Source organism: Streptomyces sp. NPDC088554 (assembly GCF_044752945.1).
In the GTDB taxonomy this organism is placed as follows: Bacteria; Actinomycetota; Actinomycetes; order Streptomycetales; family Streptomycetaceae; genus Streptomyces.
Map to the genome: position 1 here is coordinate 1 of NZ_JBIVMF010000007.1, position 22,862 is coordinate 22,862.

Genomic DNA, 22,862 nt, shown 5'->3' on the forward strand with positions numbered 1-22,862 from the left:
GGCAAATACCCCATGCCTGCATCCAGTCGGCAATCCCACGCCCGGCCCAGCGAGCCTCAAAAACCGGCTTCAGAACCGACCGGTGGATCGAGGCTAAGGCGGATGGTGTGCGGGACTTCATCGGCGTTTCCGACTTCGGCGAGGCCGCGTCGGTCGGCGAGCTGATTAGCGGCCTGCGGGACCGGCAGTCGACCGTGAAGGACTTCCAGAAGTCCATCGAGTTGGCCACCAAGCGCGGCGCGTCAAAGGATTTGATCAGCCAGCTGATCGAGATGGGGCTCGACTCCCAGCTTGCTGGGCTGGTCTCCCGGGCAACCGGCTCCGACATGAAGCAGCTCAACTCGCTGGTCAAGTCGGGTGGGGCGCTCGCAAGCAGCTACGGCAAGAGCATGGCGGACTACATGTTCGACGCTGGGAAGGATGCCGGGCGTGGGTTCCTGACCGGGTTGCTCGGCCAGGAGAAGGCGATCCAGGACGCCATGGCCGAGATCGGCAACAAAGCGATCAAAGCCATCCGCTCCAAGAAGGGCATCGACGCCCACAGCCCGAGCCGCAAGGGCGAGGTGGCCGGCGACGACGTCGGGGCCGGAGTCGTCAACGGCATGGTGCAGAGCCTCCCCGGCATCGACCGGGCAGCAACCCGCCTGGGCGCGGCCGCGGTTCCCTCTGTGGCAGTGGTGCCGGTGTCGGCAGGACGAAGCACGACCGCCGATGTGGTTGCCGCCGTGCTGGCCGCGCTCGACGGCCGCGCCCTCGCGCTGGTCCTGGAGGACGGCACCCAGCTCGACACCCGTATCGACCTGCGGGTCGACAAGGGCCTGACCAAGGTCATCAACCGCAAGCGCGCAGGAGCGAGGTAGAGATGCCGCTGATCGTCGACCCGTCCGCACCGCTGGTGGAACCGACCGCACGGGTCACCAGCCCGGATCAGTGGCTGGCCGCCATCGTCGACCACGCATGGTCGGGCGTCGTCCTGGCCGTGGACTACCGCGCGGGCGCGGGCCTACCCAGGGCCGGGAACGTCCAGTGGGTACGTATCACCCGCCGCGACCCCGGTACGCCCGTCCCCGTGCCGGTCCGCTCCGCCGATCCGGCATGGGCGCTCGGCGGCGTCGGCACCGCGTATGACCATGAGCCACCGCTCGGGGTCGCAGTCATCTACACGGCCGTGCCGGTCTACAAGGACGGCAGTATCGGGCCGTCCTCCAGCCTGGCGGTCACAGCGCCCGCGCCGGAGCCCGGAGAAGACCGCGACCTGTGGATCAAGAGCATCGACCAGCCCGGCCTGTCGATCCGGGCGATGCTCGTCGACGCGCCCGGCCCGACGTCCGCCGGCCGCCAGGACGTCGCCGAACCGTACGGCTCGCCGTACAGGGTCGTCGCCTACGGCACGCACGCAGCCGAGGCCCGCAGCGTCACGGTCGACGTGCCGCCCGAGGACGTCGACCAGATGCGCGACCTGCTGCGCTCGGGTGTCCTCCTCGCCCAGGTACGCCCCGGCTACCTGTGGCCTGACGCCTACTTCGTGCCCGACTCCATTTCCGGCCCGAACCCCACAGGCAAGCTCGGCTCCAGCGAGGGCTACCAGTTCACCTTCGCGATCGAGCCCACTGCCCGGCCCGCCACCGCCGGGGCCACCATGCGGCTGCCCGGCTGGTCCTGGGACCACGTTGCCCGGCAGTTCGCGACCTGGGACGCGGTCGCCGCCTCGTACTCCTCCTGGGCGTCGCTCTCCACGAACGGAGTCCTGTAGTGCTGCCTATCTCGGAGCGGGCCCTGTACTCGCTCACCCAGGCTGCCCACCGGCCGATCCGGGCCGAATGGTCCGGCGACGGCGGACAGACCTGGACCCCCGTACCCGAGGTGGCTGCCGCCGAGGTGAAGCCGGACCGTACGGCGGAGTGCCGCTACTCGGGCTCCGCCGAGCTGCTCGGCATCCCCCGCGGCGCCCTCGGTATCAACGCGGTGACCAGCCAGATCCGCATGTGGCAGGGCATCCAGGCGCCCCGCATGGGCGTCGAGTGGATCCCGGCCGGTGTCTACCTCGTCGACCAGCTCGCCAGTACCCGGCACGGTGCAACCGTCAGTCTCCTCGGACGCGAGGATGCCCTGCGCGCCGCGAAACTCCCCGTGCCCCGCACCATCGGCCCGGACAACGCCCGCCCTCTCGCCCACACCCTCATCGCCGAGGCCCTGCCCGGTGTGCCCGTCGCCTGGCTGGACGGCCTCGCCCCGGACACGTCCCTCCCGGCGATCGTCATCGAGGAGGACCGGTGGGGCGCCCTGTCCGGCGGAAAGGACAGCGGCGGTACGGACACCGGGATCGCCGCGGCGATCGCCGCCGAACTGTACGCCGACGCCCGCGGTGTGCTGACTTTCGCGCCGGTGCCCACTCTCGCCGACCTCGTCGTCTGGCGCATCCCCTACGGCACCGCCCTCGTCGAACCCGCAGAACAGGAGAACGCCGAGGGTCTGGTGAACCTGTGGTCGGTGTCGGGCGACGGCGGCGACGGATCCGAGGCCGTCGGCCCCGTCTACATCTGGGACGACGACCCCGGATCCCTCACCTACGCCGGACCAGACCCGGTCGGTGATCCCCTAGCCCCGCAGCGCCAGGGCCTGACCGGGGTACGGATCCGCTCCGAGCGCTACGCGTCCCCCCTTATCACCAGCACCGGCCAGGCGTACGACGTCGGCCGGGCCCGCCTCGCCGACTCCCTCGGCATCCAGGCGTCCCTCAGCTTCACCTCCGCGTGCAACCCCGCGTTGGAGCCGGGTGACGTCGTCGAAGTAGAGGTCCGACCGGACGAATGGCAGCTCCACATCATCGATTCATGCCCGTACTCCCTTGGGAGCGCCACCCAGTCCTGCACCACCCGCACGACCGCCCGGAGGCTGACGTGACCGACGCCGCCAACGCCCTCGGCGCGGACCTCGCCCGCTCCGTCTCCGCACCGGGCGGACTTCAGACCAGGAGCGCGCAGGTCGACGGCGTCACCGACAAGGGCGTCAACGTGCGGATCGGCGATGAACTGCTGCTGGACATCCCGTGCTCCGAGGGCTACCGACGGCGGCAGGCCGGCGACTGGGTGGCGATCACCAAGAGCAGCCGCCCGGTGGTGGTCTGGCGCCTGGGTGACGATCCCGGGGAGGCGACCGAGGACGAGATCCGGGAGATCGCCGCCGACACCGCCGCCGACCTCCAGGTCGTCCGCGCCGTCACCTGGGGCACCGCGGCCCCCGCCGGTACGGGCTGGCAGGCGGGCACCACCGTCCACGCCCGCAAGAACTCGCAGGGCAAGGTCGAGCTGTACGTGCAACTTGGCACGGTCACCGAACCGTCGCCGCCCGCCCCGCCGGCACGCGCACCGAGCCCCGTCACCGTCACCCCCAGCAGCTCCGGCTCCTGGCGGTCGGGCAGACCGGACGACTACGCGTCGAACCCTATCCAGGGCGACTGGACGGGCAGCGGCGACCGCCGCGGCGCCTGGTTCTACGGTGCGAAGATCGCGCAGGCGTGCGCGGGAAAGACGGTCTCCGGCATGAGCGTCGCCCTCACCCGGGCGCGCGGCTCCGGCGTCAATGCCAAGCGCCCCATGCACCTGTACCTGCACAGTCACCAGAGCGAACCGTCCGGACAGCTCACCCTCGGCGACGGCCCCGAGGAACTGCTCTCCCTGTCCGTCGGAGCGCGCGGCACAGCCGCCCTGCCCGCGCCTTGGCGCTCCGCCCTGGCCTCCGGCACCGCCCGGGGCCTGGCCATCTACGCCCAGGGCCGCACCGACTACATGGCCGTTACCGGCGGCACCCTCACCATCCGCTTCTCAGCCTGAAGGAGGCCCCGATGGCGACCATCGGATACGCCGACCTGCCCGTACCGGGCGGCGGCGACGGGCCACTGGGCCCGGCCGCTTTCGCCATGCTCGCCATGGCGGTCGACCCCCACTTGGTCCAGACCGTCGCCAACCGGGCGGAGCGCGACACCCTTTACTCCGGCGCCCCCATCCACACCATCGTCACCGCTACGGACGGCACGGTCTGGAAAAAGACCTCCAGCAGCTCGAACACCTGGGTCACATGGTGGGAACCGACACCGGCCTGGCGCGCCGTCACCCCCGCGACCGGCTACCAGGCCGGCGAGTTCGCGCCCCTGGCCCGCACCGTCGGCGGACAAGTCCACCTCCAGGGCAGGTTGCAGAGAATCGACGGCGGTGTGTTCCCCGTCTCCGGGATCAAAATCGGATCGGTACCGGCCGACTGCCGACCCGCCAAGTACGGCTCCTGGGCAGGCGGCGCGGGCCTGACCGGCGACCCCGTCAACGGCGTCGGCCGCCTCGAAGTCCTCGGCAACGCCTCGTCCACATCCGCCGGAGTGGTCGGCGACATCATCTGGTACTCCCAGGACGGCACCGGCGTGCCCTGGGTCGACCTGTCCGGCTCCTACTGGCTCGACTGAAAGAGGTCACCATGCCCCTGTACACCTACGGCGGCAGCCCCGCCGACGTCCTCACCAACCTCCAGGGCGACGTCGTCCCCGACTACCCGCTCAACATCCGCGTTGCCGGGTCCGGCGAGTTGGTCACCGCCCTGTACGAGGCGGACGGCGTCACACCGATCGGCCAGCTCCGCTCCAACGGCCTCGCCTCGACCGCCCCCGGCGCGATCCGAGTCTGGCTGTGCGCCTGGCCGCAGATCGAGTACGAGTACAACGCGAGCGGGGGCCGGACCGTGCGCTGGTACGCCACTGGCCGGGAGGTCGCCACCGAGGCCCTCCAGGCTGCCACCGGCGCCGCAGCCCTCGCCACCACAGCGGCGGAGGAAGCCGCAAGGGCACTCACCATCGCGACCAACGCGTCCGCGCTCGCCACCACCGCGGTGACCAGGGCCGATAACGCGAGCACGGATGCCGCCGCGGCGATCGCCGCCGTACAGTCGCGGCTCGGCGCAGCAGTAACAGTTGATGACCTGCCACCCGTCATTTACGACGCGCACCGCGGGGGCGCCGGCGAGGCGCCCGAGAACAGCATGGAAGCGCTGCTCGCCTCCCGGCAATACGCTCAGGTACTCGACATCGACGCACGGCTCCTCAGCGACGGCACTCTGGTCAGCATGCACGATGCGACGCTCGACCGGACAACCAACCGGACGGGCAACGCGAACGCGGTCACGGCCGCGCAACTCGCCAGCGTCCGGATCGATCCCTCTACGTGGTTCGCGGCCTCATACCCGGACCTCCCGGTACCAGCGGTGGAGGACATCCTCGACCGCCTGGGCGGCCGGTACGTCCTCACCGTAGAGGCCAAGGACGCGGCGTCCATTCCGATCCTCGCTGCGATGATCAGGGCCAGGCGACTGGAACGCAGTGTCCTCATCAACAGCAACACTCCCACGCACATGGCCACGATCAAGTCCGCCGGGTGCCTGGCGCATTTGTGGCGGAGCGCCTCACAGATGGCGAGCGACAACCCGGTCACGATCAGGAACAGCGGTGCGGACCTGCTCGACATCGACATCAACGGCACGGACACGCAGATCACCGCGGCGATTGCCCAGGCGTACCCGCTGGGCGTGTGGGCGCACACCCTGACGCGTCGGATACAGCGGGACCGCGCGCTCGCGCTCGGTTGCCGGGGGATCATCACCGATTACCCGGCCTACGTCAGCGGTGCCGTTCCTCGCCGCAGCGTGTCCACGTTCGGCGCGGCCGGCACCTGGGGACCCGGGTACGTACCGTCAGCCGGGGTACGTCCCGTGCTCGACAGCCAGGGCCGTATCCCGCTGCCCGCGCCGGTCTCGGCCGCCGCAACCGACGCCGTCGTGCTCTACGCAGGCGAGGTCTCCCCGGCCTCGGCATCGACCACGATCAACGTCCCGTTCTCCTTCCCCGTCGCGGGCAGCACCGGATGGTCCCTGTTCTCCGTACACGTCGGAGCCGATGACGCGGAAACCGTCCTGTCCGGCACCGACATCAAGCACAACGGATACACCTGCCAGGTCAGCAACAACTCCTCGCTGCGGGTCTACAGGGACGACCAGGCGAGCAACACGTCCACACAGCTCGCCAACACCGCCACCGGAACAGTCTTGTCGGCGAACACCACGTACACGCTGCGGATCGTCATCACCGCCACGCAGATCATCCTCAGCATCCCCGAGGTATCCGGGCTCACCACCACCGTGACGGACGCAACGTACCGCGTGCCCTGGTACGTCTACGTCGGCCGCAACTACAACGCGTCTGCTGTCGGCCTGGTCAACATCATCAGCATCAGCGCCACCTGACCAGCCGTCGCTCCGCATGCCCCGAGCCATCCGGCCCGGGGCGTTTTTTCATGCCCGAAGGAGGCTCACCCATGGGTGACACCGAACGACCGGTCCCCGACCGGCCCGAGGACCAGGCCGAACAAGCGCAGCACCTGATCGCCACCGGCAACGGCCCGACGGTCCAGGACGAGGAGCAGTTGCTCGCCGAGCTGTACGGCGCTCCGGACATGGCCGGGTTCTACACCTGGCCCGGGGCGGTGCTCGATGGCGAGCACCAGGCGCCCGCCGCCGAGACCGGTCCGGCTGTCGACGATGCCATGGACGGAGGTACGTCGGCATGAGCCTCGAGGCGATGATCACGCAGGCCGAGAAGTCCATAGGACTCGGCACACCGAACGCGATACAGCAGTGGTACCGGGAGCGAAACGGGCCCACGTTCAACTACAACTTTCCGTGGTGCAACGCAGCGATCACGTACTGGGCGACCCAGGCAGGGGAACGCGACGCCGTGCTGTTCGGCACCGACTACGCGTACACCGTCGCCCACGCGCAGCGGTTCAAGACGGCCGGGCAGTGGACGGCGATGACCATGGGCATCACCAAGTCCGGCATCCGCCGCGGGGACATCGTGTTCTTCGACTGGGCAGGATCCTCGAGCATCGGCGCGATCGACCACGTCGGCATCGTCACAGCCGTCTCCGGTGAGTTCGTCTACACGATCGAGGGGAACACCGCGGCGGTCTGCGCGCGCAGGGTCAGGACGGTCGGGCAGATCGCCGGGTTCGGCCGGCCGAAGTACAAGCCCGAACCGACAGCGCCGCCAGCGACCGGGACCGGTATGTACAAGGTGAAGGCCGGGGACTCCCTCTCGACCATCGCCGCCGCCCACAAGACCACCGCCGCGGCACTGGCGAAGCTGAACAGCATCAAGGACCCGGACAAGATCCGCGAGGGCCAGGTCCTCAAGCTGCCGGCGGACGCGGTCGTGCAACGGGTGGTGTCGCTGTCCAAACTGCTCACCGCGGCGAAGACCGACCCGCCGCAGAAGGGCACCCCGGTCTCGTACGCGGGTGTGCGGATCTTGGAGGACGCTTTGGTCGCCGAGGGGCTCTTGTCGAAGGGGTACGCGGACGGGCATCTCGGCATGGCCACCCTCTCCGCGATCTCCCTGCTCCAGCTTCGCTACGGGTACCGGGGTACGCAGCCCGGCGGTGACGCCGACGGCACGCCCGGCCTCGCCAGCATGACCCGCCTCGGCCGCGCACACGGCTTCACCGTCATCGCCTGACAGGACACCCGCTCCTGCTCGACGGGGGCACCGCACGCACGAAGGGCCGCACTCATCGGTGCGGCCCTTCGACATTCCACCCAACTCGAAGAACTGGAACGCCATTGGACATCATGCCATTCACCTTCCCCGACACGGGCCAGGCCGTACGTACCGTCACGATCGACGGCGAGCCCTGGTGGATCACCAACGACGTGTGCGCGGTGCTCGGCATCACCAACATCGGCAACGTCGTCTCCCGACTGGACACTGCGGATGCGGGTTCCATCCGTATCGCGGATGGAACCCCGGGCAACCCGAACCGGGCCATCGTCAACGAGTCCGGCCTGTACGACCTCATCCTGGACAGCCGCAAGCCCGAGGCCCGTCTGTTCCGTCGGTGGATCACCAGCGAGGTCATTCCCCAGATCCGCCGTACCGGCCGCTACGAGCCGCTCGAACCGCTCGGTGATCCGCTGCTCGCGCTCGAGGAGCAGGTCGCGCGGACCGCGCAGGCCATCGAGATCGCCAAAAGCGAGCGGGCCCGCGCGGACGCGGCGGAGTCCCGGGCCGCCGATCTGGAGCCGTCCGCCGGCGCGTGGGACACCCTGGCATCGGCCGCCGGTGACTACTCGGTACGGGAAGCGGCACACATCCTCAACCGCGACCCGCTGATTGACACCGGCGAGCGGCGCCTGTTCGCTGTCCTGCGCGGGATGGGCATGGTCGACCGGCGCGACCGCCCCTATCAGCGGCACGCCCGCCATGTGCGGCTCCGCCCCCGTTCGTACACCAACCCCGCAACACGGGTGGAGATGGCTGCCGCGCCACAGATACGGGTGACGACGGAGGGTCTGGCGTACCTCCACCGGCGCCTGGGCGGAGGCGTGAACGTACACCGGCTCATCGCAGAGGACCAGCTGGCGCTCCCCGTCTGAAACGCCCCCGGCCGTCGGCCGGGGATGTGCGCCCGCCAGGAGGGCGCTCTTGACCTGATCTGCATCTAAGAAGGGAACCCCATGTCCAACAAGCTGCCGTACGACATCCTCGAGCGCTCCGGCTGGACCGGAGTCGAGGCCGCCCTCGGCGTCCTGATCACCGACCTGGCCGACATCTCACTGTGGTGGGCCGCCCCGGCCGCACTGGGCCTCGCCTCGGCGAAGAGCTGGGTCGCCGGACGGATCGGCCGCCGGGGCACCGGGTCGACGCTCCCCGAAACACACGACCCCGCCACCCCGCCCAGCCTGGCCCGGGGCATCTGATGCGGGCCGCGCCAGCACAGTTGTGGGCGCGGCTGGGCTGGCGCGGCCTCGCCCTCGCCATCTCCGGGGCGGCCTGGATCTCGTACGGCGCGTCTCTGGTTGTCCAGCCCCGGTACGGGACGACGCTGGGGGTCGCGGTGCTCTTGGACCTGATGCCTGTGCACGCGTGGGGGTGGGGCTGGATCGGCTGCGGGGTGCTGTGCCTGGTGTACTGCTGGGCGGTGCCGGGCCGGGACCTCCTCGGCCTGGCCGCCGCGATGACACCCGCATTGTTGTGGTCGGTCGCCTATGCGATGGGCGGCGCGCTGGGAGCGAGCCCGACGGCGTGGGGTGTGGTGGCTCCGTGGGGGTCGCACGCGCTCCTGATCGCGATCATCGCCCGGGTGACCCGGCCCCGGTGCCTGGTGGTGACGCATGGATAGCCCCAGCAGTTGGTACGCGGTGATCGCACTCGCCATCACCACGGCGGGCGGAGTTCTGACCGCGTGGATCGGCCGGGGCCGACGCTCGGAGATCACCGTGTCGGAGGAGTCGCCGCCCGAACTGGCCGGTGCGGACCTGTCCACGATCGCGGGCATCGCCACTGTGGTGTCCCGCCAGTCCCAGAAACTCACCGCCCAGGAACACAAGATCCGCGATCTGGAGGGCGAACAGGCCGGAACACGGGATCGCCTCGCCGCGCTCGGCCGCTACATCCGCGTACTCCAGGACACCATCCGCCAGGCCGGCCTCCCAGTCCCCGAACCACCCACCGCCGACCGACAATTCCTCGATCAGCAGTAACCGCGCCCCTCTGCCCGCCCCTTCACCGGGGCGGGCAGAGGGGCGCTTCGTCATGTTCGGGAACATGCAGGTACGGATCTGTCAGCTGAGGTCAAGGACCATCACGTCGTACAACGGCGAGTCCGGGAACGGGAGCTTCTCACCGACGTGCTTGTATCCCCAGCTCTCGTAGTGTGCCCGGATGCGGGGGCGTTCGCGGCGCACCAGGAGTTGGGCGCGTTCCTCGGGGCGCTGGCTCATCAGCTCGGTGTGCATCAGCTGAGCAACGCCACGGCCGCGCCACTCTTCCCGCACCATGATCTCGCATAGCCCAAATGTGTCGGTATCGCGTTCCGGTCGCCCATACGTGAACCCGGCTGCGACGCCTTCGATTTCCGCAACGACGCATCCCCAGCCTGGTGTGGAGGAGTGCCAGCCGAGGCGCTCTTCGAACCGCTCCAGGGAGAAGAACGGATTCGATACGATCTCGGCGGCGTACACGTTTGCATACACGTCCAAGAGGGTGCGTCGGATCCCAGGCAGAAGCTCGTTGTAATGGCTGGTGGTCAGCAGGTCTACGGACATGGCACTACCGCCTCGTATCGCTCTAGGAAATCCGCTGCCCCCGCTGGGCGGCGGATTAGCAGATCATCGCGGAATCCTGTCAGGCCCGCCATGACGCGTGGGCTGCTCACGTGGGGGACCAGGTCGAGCGCGTCGGTCCCGGCTGCGATCGCTGCGTCCAGTTCACCTGCTGCTGCCAGGCACCGGGCAAGACGTACGTGTCCCGCCAGACGGTTTCGGCGGAACGGCGTGGGCTCGACAGCGGCGAGCGCCGCGTGGGCGTGTCGTACTGCGTCGTCGTAGAGCCCTAGATCGAGGTGACACAGGGCGGTAGTGCTGGCGACTTCGCCGGCCGAGTAGAAGCCGAGCCACTTCAGCGGGTCGGCGGGCTCCTGGTCGTACGTCTGCTCCGCTTGGTGGAGCGACCTCCCGCACCACCCTCTCTCTCCCTGGACGGCATGCCCTCGCGCCACTCGGGTGTGGAGCAGAGAGGACAGTTCTCCGTCCCGTACGCCTCGGGTGTCGTCCAGGGCTGCCCGTGCAATCGCTACGGCCTCTGCACCGTGGCCCAGCTGGGATGCCTGATGGGACATCGACGACCAGATGCGTGCTTGGAGCAGCCGGTCCCGGCCGAGCAGGGCATACCGCAGGCCAGTGTCCCACCAGCGGCGGGCGGTATCCTGGTGGCCGGCATCGAAACTGAACCATGCGCAGCTGGCACACAGCTCACCGAGTGTCCGGTGAAGAGCTGTCTGCACATTTCCGCCGTAGGCACAGCGCCGCGCCGCGTGCTCCACGTATTCGATGTAGCGTGCTGCGATCTGCGCGATCTCCACGCCCCCGTGAGCGTTATCAAGCTGGTGAAGTCGCCCGGCGGTGGCCTGGATGCGCTCGATGTCGCTCATGCCGAGGCGGCCCGCAGTGGGCAGGGACGGAAGAGAGAGGGCGGCCCCGGTCATGCCGAGGACGAACTGGCGGCGAAGCATGGGCTGCTGATCCTGATCCGGCGACTGCTGTGGATTTTGGGCCCGGACCTTACTCCGGTAGCTGGCCGTCGGAACGAACCCCATCGCCTCAGCCGGAAGTCCGAAAATCTTTTCCAACGCCGCGCGGTATGCGTCTCCGGGCCACGCGATTTCCCCGGATAAGAGTCTGCGGACCTGCCTGCCGGTACAGGAGACAGGCTGTGCGGTGATCCACTGAGAGGTGGTACAGATCGCGTCAGCCAGCCCGTTGTGACTGAATCCGTGTTGCGCCATGAGGCTGCGCAGTACGTCGTTATGCCCGGTCCCCGGCATGGAAAACCCCCTGCTCATTTCTCACGATAACGGCTGTCCAACCGCCTGTCCGGAGAAACCTGTCCTCACCTCATGCAGTAACGCGGGTTCAAGTGTCCTATGCCTACCACTTGGTTGATACGGAGTCTGGAGACGTCCCTTCCGCCCACACTCAGGCAGGAGCACCCAGTGATCGTCTCCGACACCGCCGTCTCCCGGTGGCTCGCATCATCGATCTGCGATCCCGAAGCGGCTCGAAGAGAGTGGCGTGAGGGAACAGCCATGCTCCGGGGCGGGATCCGTTTCGACGCTGTGAAAATGCATCCGGCCGTGGTGGAGGCTGCGGTAGGCAGTACCGTCCCGGCCGAGGTGTCCGCCGTCCTGGCTGACACTCTCCGCGGGCCGGTGATCTGCCGCCCGCGCGTCTGGTACTGGGCTCTGGTGCCCCCGGGAACATGTGAGACGTGGAAGTCCCCGCACGCGGTTGTCTGGGGATACGGCGCGTGGCTCAGCGTGCCGAGGGTTGACCGTAGGACGCCCGGAGATGTGTTGCCGTACTGGTCTGTGCCTCCGGCCTGCCCCGGCTTCCTGTGCGATGCCGCAAACGTGGCGGCGTTCCTGCGGACCGGCTGTGATCGGCTGGAGGCGCAAGGGCAAACGGCATACCGGGATCTGCTGGACCACGTGGACGCGTGCCCCGCCTGCCGGGCCGGCTCGAACCTGCGGGCCATTGCCGACGACTGCGACAACGCGCTCTCCGGGCATCTGTCCACCGCGTCTCATGCAGCGCTCACCGACCGGGCGGCCCTGCTACGACGGCATCTGGCCATGCTGGTGCCGATGGGCGTGCACAGTACCGACGAGGTACGCGCGGACCAGGTACTGCAGGACGCGGCCCAGCTGCTGGCCGAGGCCCCACCAGAAGACCGCATGCGGGCATGGGTACAAATGCGGGCGCTCGCACGCGTGACCCGCACCCTGGCGGACGTCTGCCGCCCGCGCGGCGGCGGGTCCATCTGCGAGACCGGTACCGCCCTTCGGCGCGCCGCCCGGAGGACCTGGTGACACTCTGCCCTGCCGGCGACGGCGACCATGATTACCCCGACGAACGGACCGGTGGCGCCCGGTGCAGGGACCACGGGGTGATCACCCTGTTCCACGGCGACCCCATCACCTCGGAAGATCTCCCCGACGACGGCCTCGGGGTACCCAGCTTCTGCGCGGCTTGCCTGGCTGCCGAGATGCTCCGTCTCGTCTCCCCGCACGGCTGCGATGGAATCACGACCCTCAGCAGCATCGGCGACGCGCTCCTGGAGGCCGATCCGCAACCCTGCCCGTGCCCGTGCCCGTGCAGCGGGAAGCCGACACCGAAACCGACCGCCGACCTCGGCATCCGGGCAGACCTCGCCGAGGCGGACAGGCTGGTTCGGGCGAGGGCCGCCCCCGAGGAACTGACCGAGGTGGCCGCCCGCATGCGGGCGCACATCCGCACGATGCTCCCGATCGTGGCCGTACTGGACGATGTGCCTCCCGATGACCCAAGGCAGGAGATCCGCCGGTCACGCGTGAGAAGCATTCAGCCACACATCGGCGCCGACCTGGTCGACAGCACGCTGCCTGCTCACAAGTACGTGGCCATCCTCCGAGAGGAGTGCGCCTGGCTGCTGTCCGAGTACATCACCGGGGCTACCTGGGGATCTGCCGAGGACGATCCCCAGTGACGAATGATCCGAACAGGGAGCAGCCCGGGTGCCTGACCACTCTCTCGCAGCCCTCGTGTTTCGGCTTCCTCGCGTTCATCGGACTGATGCTGCTCCTGTGCAGCATCGCCGACATAACGCTCTGACCCCCGCGCGCCGCTGACCACTCGCGGGTCAACGGCTTGCGCCCCTGCGACTTCCTGTCCTTGCGGATCTCGAAGTCCATAACACCCCTTGAACTGGGGTGTTGCAACGACCACTAGAACTGAAGCCCAACGGGGCCCGCAGCACACCCATGGCGACCGAATCGGGTTAAGGGTCGCACTCTGAACCCGTGTTGCCAGGGCGCCGAGCCCAGGCAACACGGGGCATGCCCCGATCAACGGAATGGAATCTCGGTGACCGAACGATGCGCGGAATTCCAGTGGCTCCCGCGCCCTCTGCTGCACGGAACACTGGCCGCGGCGACGCCCGCGCCTGGTGCAGGCGACGGGATCCTGAGGACTCTGGAATGTTCTCTGCCGAGCGGTCACGGCGAGCAGCACTACGCGCTGGTCTGCGAGCTGGACGGAGCGGGCACGGGTGCGATCTGGGCTCCCTGGACGGGCTCCATGCCGCCGACCGCAATCGTCACCTTGCCGGACTGCCCCTACCTCGGCGCCGAGGAGGGCGGGTGCATCCTGTACGCCGGGCATGGGGGAGACCACCAAGACCGGACGCAGAGCTGAGGTGCGTCGTGGCTTCCTGTCGGCACCGTGCCTGGCTTCCCCACACGCTCGTACGGGAGATCATGCGCATGGGTTCTCCCGCCCCGAGCCGTGTGGCCCTGATCGTGCAAGACCTGGAATGTGGCCTGGCCGCAGACCATAGCGGCGAGCACTACGGATTCGTATGCGAGCTGACAGAGGCGGGGGAGACGGAGGAGGCGGGCGGTTTCTGGGCGCCGTGGACAGACAGCACACCAGCAGTCCTCGTCAGACTGCCCGACTGCCCTGCCGTCACCACCGACGGCATGGACGCATGCTCCTCGTTCGGAGGACACCCCGGCCTCCATCTGTTCTACGAAGACACCTAGTGTGCTATCTCGTGAGGTTGGTACCGCGCCAGGGAGGATGGAAGCGGGAACGGACCGGGATGTTGCCCGTATCCAGGTGGAGCCGCCGCCGTTGTATGCGGAGAGGCGAACCGTTGGCGCGTCTCCGCACGCGGCACTGCGACCAACCGCCGCGCCATCGAACGAGGAGAGGGTGGCGATGACCGGGCACCCCGCAACTGACGGCGACCTCCTGCCCCGCGCGGCAGCTCAGCTCGTGATCGTCTTCGAGCAGATCGGGGCCGAGCATCAGGCGCTGGCCGCCGAAGCAGAGAAGATCACCGCGACGGAGCGCCGTGGCACCGTCAACCGCATGGTCGAGCGCATCGCCCAAGCCGCCCACATCCTGCACCACACCGTCAACCTGCTGGCCACTGTCCACGGGCTGAGGGGACTGGGTATTGAGAGGCAGTTCTCCAAGGACGGCAATGGCCGCGACTACAGCCCGTTGAACGCCCTTGGGGACCCCAGTGAGACGCTCTTCGAGGCTGCGGAACTTCTCCAGGCGGTCGCCGATACCTTGGGCAAGACGTACACACCGACCCGGAAGTACCCCGGCCTGGCCAGGGCCCGATGTCCCCAGCAGATGAGGACGGCCCTGGCCAGCCTGCGGACCGCCCTGGAGTTGGTGTGCGCCGATCTCGTCGCTGGTCACGACGAGGAGGGGGCTGCCGAGTGCACCCCCGCCATCGAGTTCCTGAGCGAGCTGGCAGACCGCGTGTGCTGCGCTGTGCCCGCTCAAGGCGCCAGCCCGACCGCCGAGGAGGTCGCCGCGGCGATCCGGGGCAATCCCGAAATTGCCCGTGCAGCAGCCGCCGCACTGGCGACGATGCCTGCCTGAACGCCTGCTGTCCCAGAACATGGAGCTGGCTCTACCTTTTCGGTCAGGTACTCGAGTGGGTGGCACCAACCTCGCGGGACACCACACCTAGGCAGTCTTGGCTCCGAGGCGTCGCCCACCCGCCATCTGCTGGTGCTTGCGGTGGGTATACGCCCCGATGCCCGTACGCCACTGAGCCCCGATTGCCCCGGCCAGTACCTGTCCGCCAGGTGCGAGCCGGGGCTCCGTCGTTATTCCCATCGTTCGAGGTACAGCCCGTCGCTCACCATGCGGTGCAGGTAGACGTTTGCCTCGGCGAGCAGCTTGGCACTGACGTAATCCTCATGCACGCCCCACCCGAGGCGCCCTGGGACCGCGAGAGGAGCGCACAGGAGACCAGTTGGTAGATCGTCCCCGGGAACAGGTCTCCAGAACGCTTCGGCGATACCGCGATTCTCGGAAGGGCGGTCCAATCTTCCGATGTCGCCATCCCAGTTCTGCACCCAGAGAGCCTGCTGCACAAGGAGGGATTCGTAGAGGCGTGTTAGGTCGCGCAGCAGCTCGTCTCTCATTTCACCCAGACCGACGCGCGCCGCAAGCCAGCCGGGTCCCTCGGCGACATGGCATGCTCGCCCGTTAAGTTCACTGGACGGGACCGTAGCGAAGGTGATCTTCTTGATTCTAATGATCATTTCATTCCCTTGCCGCAGGGCGGATTTCTTTGCTAACCCCGAGACTAATACTGCGCAAGAAATGACAGGTGTATCAGAAGATAGTTAATCACACGTCGCCGGAGGGGTCCGCCAGACCTCCAGCAGAGCTTGCACTTTCGCCCGGTCGTCCGCGCTAAGCGATCTATAATTGTGGATCAGCGTCCGTGCCTCACGATCTTCGGAGTAGATCATGTCGATACCGAAGAACTGACCCGCAGCTGCTTCTTTCGCCAGGCTGGACGGTACTTCGAGTCCTGCTGCCAGCGCTTCTAGTTGGGAGGCGTCGGGAGCCTCAATGGGTAGTCCTTTTTCCAGGCGGTCGATCGTGGTGTATTTCCACTTCGAGCCGGCTTCCGGCTCCTCCGGGTCGATGCATCGGGCCGCCAGCCCGCGCAGGCTGAGAGCCAGCACCTTGCGGCGCTCCTTCGTAAGGTCGGACAGGTCGGTCCTCGCCTCATGAGCCATCCAGCTACTCCAGCACTCCAGGGTCAGATCGCCCCCGAGGCTACGTCACCGCAGACCTCGGGGGCGGATATGTGACCGTTTAGTTCGACAGTTTGACTATTTCGTGCAACACTCTGGCCTGTCGAATGCTGGTGCAGCGATCAGGGGCGGGGCTCGTCCCGCCTCCCCAGGTGATGCTTACCCCGCCCCTGATCGCTGCCCAGGCTGGGAGATGAGTGGGAGATGATCTCTCCCGCCTAGGGCTAGCAAGTGCTATCTCAGGCTAACTGGATCGGATTTGCTAGCCTGAGATTTCACCCGCGTGAGGGCTCAAAGCCCCCGTCGTGACCAGGAAGAGCAAGGTCAGGCCCAGGATGACTCGGTAGATCACGAACGGCATGAAGCTTTTGGTGGAGATGAACTTCATAAACCATGCGATAACCGCATATCCGACGGCGAATGCGATCACCGTGGCGAAGAACGTCGGCCCCCACGACACATGCCCCTCGCCCACGTCCTTCAGCTCGTACGCGCCCGAGGCGAGTACCGCCGGAATCGCCAGTAGGAACGAGTAACGCGCCGCCGCCTCGCGGGTGTAGCCCATCAGCAGGCCGCCGCTGATGGTCGCGCCGGAGCGGGAGACGCCGGGGACCAGGGCCATCGCCTGGCAGAAGCCGAAGATCAGACCGTCCCTGACGCTCAGGTCCTTCAGCGACTTGCGCTCCTTGATCGCGCGGTGCCGGGCGCCGGTCTCGTCCCGGGCTGCCAGTCGGTCGGCGATGCCGAGGACGATGCCCATCACGATCAAGGTGACGGCGATCAGCCGCAGATCGCGGAACGGGCCGTTGATCTGGTCCTTCAGTGTCACGCCGAGGACCCCGATCGGGATCGAGCCGACGATCACCAGCCAGCCCATCTGCGCGTCGTGGTCGCCGCGCATCGCTTTGTCCGTCAAGGAGCGGAACCACGCGGAGATAATGCGGACGATGTCCTTGCGGAAATAGATCAGAACGGCCGCTTCCGTGCCGATCTGGGTGATCGCGGTGAATGCCGCCCCCGGGTCCTCCCAGCCGGCGAACGCGGCGGTGAGCCGCAGATGGGCGCTGGAGGAGATGGGCAGGAACTCGGTCAGTCCCTGAACGAGCCCGAGAATAAAAGATTCGAACCAAGACATGAGGTACTACGCCGTCCAAGGAATGTTTTGTGCACCGGGGAGAAGCGTGGCGGGTGCGAGCGTCACGGGAAAAAGGGGAAGGGGAAGGGGGAGGGAAAGCGGAATGTATAGGGCGACCTCGTCCTGCCGGCTCTTCATGGACAGGGCGCCGATGTGACGGCGATCACGTCCCGGTGGGGCCAGACTAGCCGCTGAGGGTTACGGGACAGTGGCAGGAAGCTGAACGCCACGAGGGTCGGGCGCGTCGTCCCTACCCTTTCGGGCGTCATGAAAGTTCTAGAGAAGAGGTATTGGGGGAGGGCAAGGTCACATGGATCACCTCTCCTGCGCCCTCCGTGAGCTGCCCTAACATCTGGGCATGACGGTCCTGCCTGATGACGGGCTATCCCTCGCAGCCGAGTTCCCAGATCCGACCCGTGAACAGTGGCAGAGCCTGGTAGCAGGCGTTCTGCGCAAGTCCGGCCGAGATGTCTCGGGCCAGGACGCCGAGGACGCGCTCTCCACGGCGCTCCAGGACGGTCTTGTCACCCGTCCGCTCTACACGGCCGAGGACACTTTCGCAGGGGACCCCGGGTATCCGGGGTTCGCGCCCTTCACCCGGGGCGGCCGGCCGGAAGGGGGCGTGGTCTCCGGCTGGGACGTACGGCAGCGGCACGCCGGTCCCGACCCCGCGCGGGCCAACGAGGCCGTCCTGTCCGACCTGGAGCACGGGGTCACCTCGCTGTGGTTGGTCGTGGGACCCGCCGGAATCCCGGTGTCCGGGCTGGCCGCCGCGCTCGACGGCGTCCATCTCGACCTCGCGCCCGTCGCCCTCGACGCGGGCGACGCGTTCGGCCCCGCCGCCCGGGAGCTGCTGCGGATCCACGACGCACGCGGCCTGGCGCGCGGGGAGGCGCGCGGCACCCTCGGCGCCGACCCGGTCGGGCAACTCGCCCGCACCGGACGCGAATCCGCCGACGGTACGGAGACGGCCGCCGAACTCGCCGCGCTCTGCGACCGGGAGTATCCCGGCCTGCGCGCCCTCACCGTGGACGCGCTGCCGTACCACGAGGCGGGCGCCTCCGACGCCCAGGAGCTGGGCTGCTCGCTGGCCACCGGCGTCGGCTGGCTGCGCGACCTCACCGAGGCCGGGCTCTCTGTCGAAGCGGCCTGCGGACAGCTGGAGTTCCGGTACGCGGCCACCGCCGACCAGTTCCTCACCATCGCCAAGCTCCGGGCCGCCAGACGGCTGTGGGCCCGGGTCGCCGAGGTCTGCGGCGCCCCCGCGTCCGTCGCGGCACAGCGCCAGCACGCGGTCACCTCGCCGGTGATGATGACCCGCCGCGACCCCTGGGTGAACATGCTGCGCACCACGGTCGCCTCGCTGGCCGCCGGGGTGGGCGGCGCCGACGCCGTCACCGTACTGCCCTTCGACCACGCCCTCGGGCTGCCCGACGCCTTCGCCCGCAGGATCGCCCGGAACACCTCGGCCATCCTGCTGGAGGAGTCCCACCTCGGCCGGGTCATCGATCCGGCGGGCGGCTCCTGGTACGTGGAGCGGCTCACCGACGAACTCGCGCACGCGGCCTGGGCGTGGTTCCAGGAGATCGAGCGCGCCGGGGGCCAGCGCGCCGCCCTGCGCGGCGGGCTGATCGGCGAGCGGATCGCCGCCACCTGGGCGGAGCGCTCGGGCCGGATCGCCCGCCGCCGCGAACCCATCACCGGGGTCAGCGAGTTCCCGCAGCTCTCCCAGGCCCCGGTCGAGCGCGAGCCCGCCCCGGCCGGACCCGGCGGGGGGCTGCCGGTCGTCCACCGCGACGAGGCGTACGAGGCGCTGCGCGCCCGTTCCGACGCCCACCTCGCGGCCACCGGCGCCCGGCCCCGGGTCTTCCTGGCCGCCCTCGGACCGGCCGCCGCCCACACCGCGCGGGCCACCTTTGCGGCCAGCCTCTTCCAGGCCGGCGGCGTCGAACCCGTACACGACCCGGTGTCGGTCGACGCGGCCACCGCCGCCGACGCCTTCACGCGCAGCGGCGCCACCGTCGCCTGTATCTGTTCCAGCGACGCGCTCTACGCCGAGGGGGCGGCGCCCGTCGCCGAGGCCCTCAAGGCAGCCGGGGCGCTGCGGGTCTTCCTCGCCGGACGCCCCGGCGAGCAGCGAGAGACATATCTACGGGCCGGAGTCGACGAGTTCGTCGTCGCGGGCGGCGACGCGGTCGCCGTCCTCACCTCCGTCCTCGACCGGATGGGAGTGGCGTGATGCGGATTCCGGACTTCTCCGAAATCGGCCTGGGTTCCGGCGACAGCGCCGGGGTCACCGAGGACAACTGGCGCACCGCCGTCAAGGAACAGACCGGCAGGAGCGACCACGAGCTGTTCTGGGACACGCCCGAGGGCATCGCCGTCAAACCCCTCTACACCGAGCGGGACTTGGCGGGCCTCGACTTCCTCGGGACGTACCCGGGCATCACACCCTATCTCCGCGGCCCCTACCCGACGATGTACGTCAACCAGCCGTGGACGATCCGGCAGTACGCCGGGTTCTCCACCGCCGAGGAGTCCAATGCCTTCTACCGGCGCAACCTCGCCGCCGGGCAGAAGGGGCTGTCGGTCGCCTTCGACCTGCCGACCCACCGGGGGTACGACAGCGACCACCCCCGGGTGACCGGCGATGTCGGCATGGCGGGCGTGGCCATCGACTCCATCTACGACATGCGTCAGCTGTTCGACGGCATTCCGCTGGACCGGATGAGCGTGTCGATGACGATGAACGGCGCGGTGCTCCCCGTACTCGCCCTCTACATCGTGGCCGCCGAGGAACAGGGCGTACCGCCGGAGAAGCTGGCCGGGACCATCCAGAACGACATTCTCAAAGAGTTCATGGTCCGCAACACCTATATCTATCCGCCGAAACCCTCGATGCGGATCATCTCCGACATCTTCGCGTACACCTCGCAGAAGATGCCGCGCTACAACTCCATCTCCATTTCCGGCTATCACATCCAGGAAGCCGGTGCGACGGCCGATCTGGAGCTGGCCTACACCCTCGCCGACGGCGTCGAATATCTGCGCGCCGGACTCGATGTCGGCCTCGACGTCGACGCGTTCGCGCCCCGGCTCTCCTTCTTCTGGGCCATCGGCATGAACTTCTTCATGGAGATCGCCAAACTCCGGGCCGCCCGGCTGATCTGGGCGAAACTCGTCAAGAAATTCGATCCGAAGAACCCCAAGTCGCTCTCCCTGCGCACCCATTCGCAGACCTCCGGCTGGTCGCTCACCGCACAGGACGTCTTCAACAACGTCACCCGCACCTGTGTCGAGGCCATGGCCGCCACCCAGGGCCACACCCAGTCCCTGCACACCAACGCCCTCGACGAGGCGCTCGCCCTGCCCACCGACTTCTCCGCGCGCATCGCCCGCAACACCCAGCTGCTCATCCAGCAGGAGTCCGGCACCTGCCGGGTGACCGACCCCTGGGGCGGCAGCGCGTACGTCGAGAAGCTGACCTACGACCTGGCCCGGCGTGCCTGGCAGCACATCGAGGAGGTCGAGGCGGCGGGCGGCATGGCCCGCGCCATCGACGAGGGCATCCCCAAACTCCGGATCGAGGAGGCCGCCGCCCGCACCCAGGCGCGGATCGACTCCGGACGCCAGCCCGTCATCGGCGTCAACAAGTACCGGGTCGGCACCGACGAGAAGATCGACGTGCTCAAGGTCGACAACTCCTCCGTCCGCACCCAGCAGATCGAGAAGCTCCGCAGACTGCGCGCCGAACGCGACGAGAACGCCTGTCAGGACGCCCTGCGCGCGCTCACCGCCTCGGCGCGGGCCGGATCGAGCACCGGCCTCGACGGCAACCTGCTCGCCCTCGCCGTCAACGCCGCGCGCGCGAAGGCCACCGTCGGAGAGATCTCCGACGCACTGGAGCAGGTGTACGGGCGCCACTCCGGCCAGATCCGTACGATCTCCGGTGTGTACCGCAACGAGGCAGGCACCTCCCCGGCCGTCGAGTCCACCCGCGCCGCCGTCGAGGAATTCGAGCGCGCCGAGGGCCGCAGGCCGCGCATCCTGGTCGCCAAGATGGGCCAGGACGGCCATGACCGGGGCCAGAAGGTCATCGCCACGGCCTTCGCCGACCTGGGCTTCGACGTCGACGTCGGCCCGCTCTTCCAGACGCCCGCCGAGGTCGCCCGGCAGGCCGTCGAGGCGGACGCGCACATCGTCGGCGTCTCCTCGCTGGCCGCGGGCCACCTCACCCTCGTACCGGCGCTGCGCGAGCAGCTCGCGGCCGAGGGGCGCGACGACATCATGATCGTCGTCGGCGGGGTGATCCCGCCCGCGGATGTCCCGACCCTGCTGGAGATGGGCGCCGCGGCCGTGTTCCCGCCCGGCACGGTGATCCCGGAGGCCGCCCGTGAACTGCTGGACGCGCTCGGCGCGGCCCTCGGCCACGAGCGGTGATCGGGTGCCGCCACGGATCGACATCGACAGCTACGCCAAGGGCGTCCTGGACGGCTCCCGCTCGTACATCGCCCGTGCCATCACCCTCGTGGAGTCCACCAGACCCGACCACCGCAGGCTCGCCCAGCAGCTCCTGACCGAGCTGCTCCCGTACGCCGGAAGGGCCCGCCGGATCGGGATCAGCGGGGTTCCCGGTGTCGGCAAGTCGACCTTCATCGACGCGCTGGGCACCCTGCTGACCGGCCTCGGCCACCGGGTCGCGGTCCTCGCCGTCGACCCGTCGTCCAGCAGGACCGGCGGCTCCATCCTCGGCGACAAGACCCGGATGGAGCGCCTCGCCGTCGACCCCGCCGCCTTCGTACGGCCCTCGCCCACGGCCGGCACGCTCGGCGGCGTAGCCAAGGCCACCCGCGAGACCATCATCGTGATGGAGGCCGCGGGGTACGACGTCGTGCTCGTCGAGACCGTGGGCGTCGGCCAGTCGGAGACCGCCGTCGCCAACATGGTCGACACCTTCCTGCTGCTCACCCTCGCCCGTACCGGCGACCAGCTCCAGGGCATCAAGAAGGGCGTCCTCGAACTGGCCGACGTCATCGCCGTCAACAAGGCGGACGGCGCCTTCGAACGCGACGCGCGCTCCGCCGCCCGCGAACTCGCGGGCGCGCTGCGCCTGATGCACCCGGTCGACGCGGCCTGGACGCCCCCCGTCCTCAGTTGCAGCGCCCGCGAGGGCAGCGGCCTCGACGCCGTGTGGGAACGCCTCGAACAGCACCGCGCCGTCCTGGAGGCGGACGGCCGCCTCGACCGCAAGCGCAGCGGCCAGCAGGTCGACTGGGTCTGGACGATGGTCCGCGACCACCTCCTGGACCGGCTCAGGGAACACCCGGGCGTACGGGAGTTGGCACCCGCGCTGGAGCGTGAGGTACGGGACGGCCGGCTGACCGCGACCGTCGCCGCGGAGCGGCTGATCGAGGCGCTCGACCTGCCGAAGGACGGCGGGTAACGCCCGCCCCCGCGCGCCCCTCCCGGCGGGGGCGCGCGCGGGCGCGGCGGGATCGGCAGGGCAGGCCCTGGCGCCCTCC

24 protein-coding genes and 1 pseudogene are annotated in these 22,862 nt (G+C 68.8%); 20 read left to right on the top strand and 5 right to left on the bottom strand.

What is annotated here, in order from left to right; genetic code table 11:
- From ACIP8W_RS10320 to ACIP8W_RS10375, 12 genes and pseudogenes are all read left to right on the top strand, one after another.
- Nucleotides 1–860: pseudogene (locus ACIP8W_RS10320) on the top strand (replication protein); the annotation flags it as partial.
- A gap of 2 nt (nt 861–862) precedes the next feature.
- Nucleotides 863–1,753: a hypothetical protein gene (locus ACIP8W_RS10325; RefSeq protein WP_402202625.1), complete on the top strand. Its 891-nt coding sequence runs from the start codon at nt 863–865 to the stop codon at nt 1,751–1,753.
- Complete coding sequence (locus tag ACIP8W_RS10330; RefSeq protein WP_402150381.1) at nt 1,753–2,904, top strand: phage tail protein; 1,152 nt, start codon at nt 1,753–1,755, stop codon at nt 2,902–2,904. The genes ACIP8W_RS10325 and ACIP8W_RS10330 overlap by 1 nt, the downstream gene beginning before the upstream one ends.
- On the top strand, nt 2,901–3,833 hold the full coding sequence (locus ACIP8W_RS10335; RefSeq protein WP_402150383.1) for a hypothetical protein: 933 nt from the start codon (nt 2,901–2,903) through the stop codon (nt 3,831–3,833). The genes ACIP8W_RS10330 and ACIP8W_RS10335 overlap by 4 nt, the downstream gene beginning before the upstream one ends.
- 11 nt (nt 3,834–3,844) lie before the next feature.
- Complete coding sequence (locus tag ACIP8W_RS10340; protein WP_402150385.1) at nt 3,845–4,456, top strand: hypothetical protein; 612 nt, start codon at nt 3,845–3,847, stop codon at nt 4,454–4,456.
- A gap of 11 nt (nt 4,457–4,467) precedes the next feature.
- Nucleotides 4,468–6,282 carry a glycerophosphodiester phosphodiesterase gene (locus ACIP8W_RS10345; protein WP_402202628.1) on the top strand — a complete coding sequence of 605 codons (1,815 nt, stop codon included), beginning with the start codon at nt 4,468–4,470 and terminating at the stop codon, nt 6,280–6,282.
- Nucleotides 6,283–6,353: 71 nt separating this feature from the next.
- Nucleotides 6,354–6,605, top strand: coding sequence for a hypothetical protein (locus ACIP8W_RS10350; RefSeq protein ID WP_402150391.1), 252 nt, complete (start codon nt 6,354–6,356; stop codon nt 6,603–6,605).
- Nucleotides 6,602–7,552, top strand: a complete 951-nt coding sequence (locus ACIP8W_RS10355) for a LysM peptidoglycan-binding domain-containing protein (RefSeq protein WP_402150394.1) — start codon at nt 6,602–6,604, stop codon at nt 7,550–7,552. The genes ACIP8W_RS10350 and ACIP8W_RS10355 overlap by 4 nt, the downstream gene beginning before the upstream one ends.
- Nucleotides 7,553–7,665: 113 nt before the next feature.
- Nucleotides 7,666–8,469 carry a BRO family protein gene (locus tag ACIP8W_RS10360; RefSeq protein ID WP_402150397.1) on the top strand — a complete coding sequence of 268 codons (804 nt, stop codon included), beginning with the start codon at nt 7,666–7,668 and terminating at the stop codon, nt 8,467–8,469.
- Between the two features lie 81 nt (nt 8,470–8,550).
- Nucleotides 8,551–8,793 (top strand): hypothetical protein, encoded by a 243-nt coding sequence (locus ACIP8W_RS10365; protein ID WP_402202630.1) that lies wholly within the window; start codon nt 8,551–8,553, stop codon nt 8,791–8,793.
- A complete protein-coding gene (locus ACIP8W_RS10370; RefSeq protein ID WP_402202632.1) occupies nt 8,793–9,215 on the top strand; it encodes a hypothetical protein in 423 nt (140 codons plus the stop codon). Before ACIP8W_RS10365 ends, ACIP8W_RS10370 begins: the two co-directional genes overlap by 1 nt.
- Nucleotides 9,208–9,576: a hypothetical protein gene (locus ACIP8W_RS10375; protein WP_402154688.1), complete on the top strand. Its 369-nt coding sequence runs from the start codon at nt 9,208–9,210 to the stop codon at nt 9,574–9,576. Before ACIP8W_RS10370 ends, ACIP8W_RS10375 begins: the two co-directional genes overlap by 8 nt.
- 81 nt (nt 9,577–9,657) lie before the next feature.
- Here the strand turns inward: ACIP8W_RS10375 and ACIP8W_RS10380 are convergent, their stop codons facing one another.
- A complete protein-coding gene (locus tag ACIP8W_RS10380; protein ID WP_402154690.1) occupies nt 9,658–10,140 on the bottom strand; it encodes a GNAT family N-acetyltransferase in 483 nt (160 codons plus the stop codon).
- The gene (locus tag ACIP8W_RS10385) at nt 10,131–11,222 is read right to left on the bottom strand and encodes a hypothetical protein (protein ID WP_402202635.1); all 1,092 of its coding nucleotides are present in this window, start codon (nt 11,220–11,222) and stop codon (nt 10,131–10,133) included. Before ACIP8W_RS10385 ends, ACIP8W_RS10380 begins: the two co-directional genes overlap by 10 nt.
- 780 nt (nt 11,223–12,002) lie before the next feature.
- On the opposite strand from ACIP8W_RS10385, the gene ACIP8W_RS10390 reads away from it, so the two are divergent.
- From ACIP8W_RS10390 to ACIP8W_RS10410, 5 genes are all read left to right on the top strand, one after another.
- On the top strand, nt 12,003–12,461 hold the full coding sequence (locus ACIP8W_RS10390; RefSeq protein ID WP_402154492.1) for a DUF6415 family natural product biosynthesis protein: 459 nt from the start codon (nt 12,003–12,005) through the stop codon (nt 12,459–12,461).
- A 77-nt stretch (nt 12,462–12,538) separates the two neighbouring features.
- Nucleotides 12,539–13,117: a hypothetical protein gene (locus ACIP8W_RS10395; RefSeq protein WP_402202637.1), complete on the top strand. Its 579-nt coding sequence runs from the start codon at nt 12,539–12,541 to the stop codon at nt 13,115–13,117.
- Nucleotides 13,114–13,242: a hypothetical protein gene (locus tag ACIP8W_RS10400; protein ID WP_402202639.1), complete on the top strand. Its 129-nt coding sequence runs from the start codon at nt 13,114–13,116 to the stop codon at nt 13,240–13,242. Before ACIP8W_RS10395 ends, ACIP8W_RS10400 begins: the two co-directional genes overlap by 4 nt.
- A 650-nt stretch (nt 13,243–13,892) precedes the next feature.
- Nucleotides 13,893–14,171 carry a hypothetical protein gene (locus ACIP8W_RS10405; RefSeq protein WP_402154500.1) on the top strand — a complete coding sequence of 93 codons (279 nt, stop codon included), beginning with the start codon at nt 13,893–13,895 and terminating at the stop codon, nt 14,169–14,171.
- A gap of 178 nt (nt 14,172–14,349) precedes the next feature.
- Nucleotides 14,350–15,030: a hypothetical protein gene (locus ACIP8W_RS10410; protein WP_402202641.1), complete on the top strand. Its 681-nt coding sequence runs from the start codon at nt 14,350–14,352 to the stop codon at nt 15,028–15,030.
- Nucleotides 15,031–15,260: 230 nt separating this feature from the next.
- On the opposite strand, the gene ACIP8W_RS10415 is transcribed toward ACIP8W_RS10410, so the two are convergent.
- From ACIP8W_RS10415 to ACIP8W_RS10425, 3 genes are all read right to left on the bottom strand, one after another.
- Nucleotides 15,261–15,701, bottom strand: coding sequence for a hypothetical protein (locus ACIP8W_RS10415; protein ID WP_402154418.1), 441 nt, complete (start codon nt 15,699–15,701; stop codon nt 15,261–15,263).
- 84 nt (nt 15,702–15,785) lie between these two features.
- Nucleotides 15,786–16,187, bottom strand: coding sequence for an XRE family transcriptional regulator (locus ACIP8W_RS10420; protein WP_402154416.1), 402 nt, complete (start codon nt 16,185–16,187; stop codon nt 15,786–15,788).
- A gap of 280 nt (nt 16,188–16,467) precedes the next feature.
- Nucleotides 16,468–17,340: an undecaprenyl-diphosphate phosphatase gene (locus ACIP8W_RS10425; RefSeq protein WP_402154414.1), complete on the bottom strand. Its 873-nt coding sequence runs from the start codon at nt 17,338–17,340 to the stop codon at nt 16,468–16,470.
- A 358-nt stretch (nt 17,341–17,698) separates the two neighbouring features.
- Here ACIP8W_RS10425 and ACIP8W_RS10430 point away from each other — a divergent pair, with 358 nt between their 5' ends.
- From ACIP8W_RS10430 to meaB, 3 genes are read left to right on the top strand one after another with little or no spacing between them, the layout of a single operon-like run.
- Nucleotides 17,699–19,579: a methylmalonyl-CoA mutase family protein gene (locus ACIP8W_RS10430; protein ID WP_401947510.1), complete on the top strand. Its 1,881-nt coding sequence runs from the start codon at nt 17,699–17,701 to the stop codon at nt 19,577–19,579.
- The gene (gene scpA / locus ACIP8W_RS10435; RefSeq protein ID WP_401947513.1) at nt 19,579–21,780 is read left to right on the top strand and encodes a methylmalonyl-CoA mutase; all 2,202 of its coding nucleotides are present in this window, start codon (nt 19,579–19,581) and stop codon (nt 21,778–21,780) included. The genes ACIP8W_RS10430 and scpA overlap by 1 nt, the downstream gene beginning before the upstream one ends.
- 4 nt (nt 21,781–21,784) lie before the next feature.
- Complete coding sequence (gene meaB / locus ACIP8W_RS10440; RefSeq protein WP_401947516.1) at nt 21,785–22,783, top strand: methylmalonyl Co-A mutase-associated GTPase MeaB; 999 nt, start codon at nt 21,785–21,787, stop codon at nt 22,781–22,783.
- Nucleotides 22,784–22,862 lie beyond the last annotated feature (79 nt).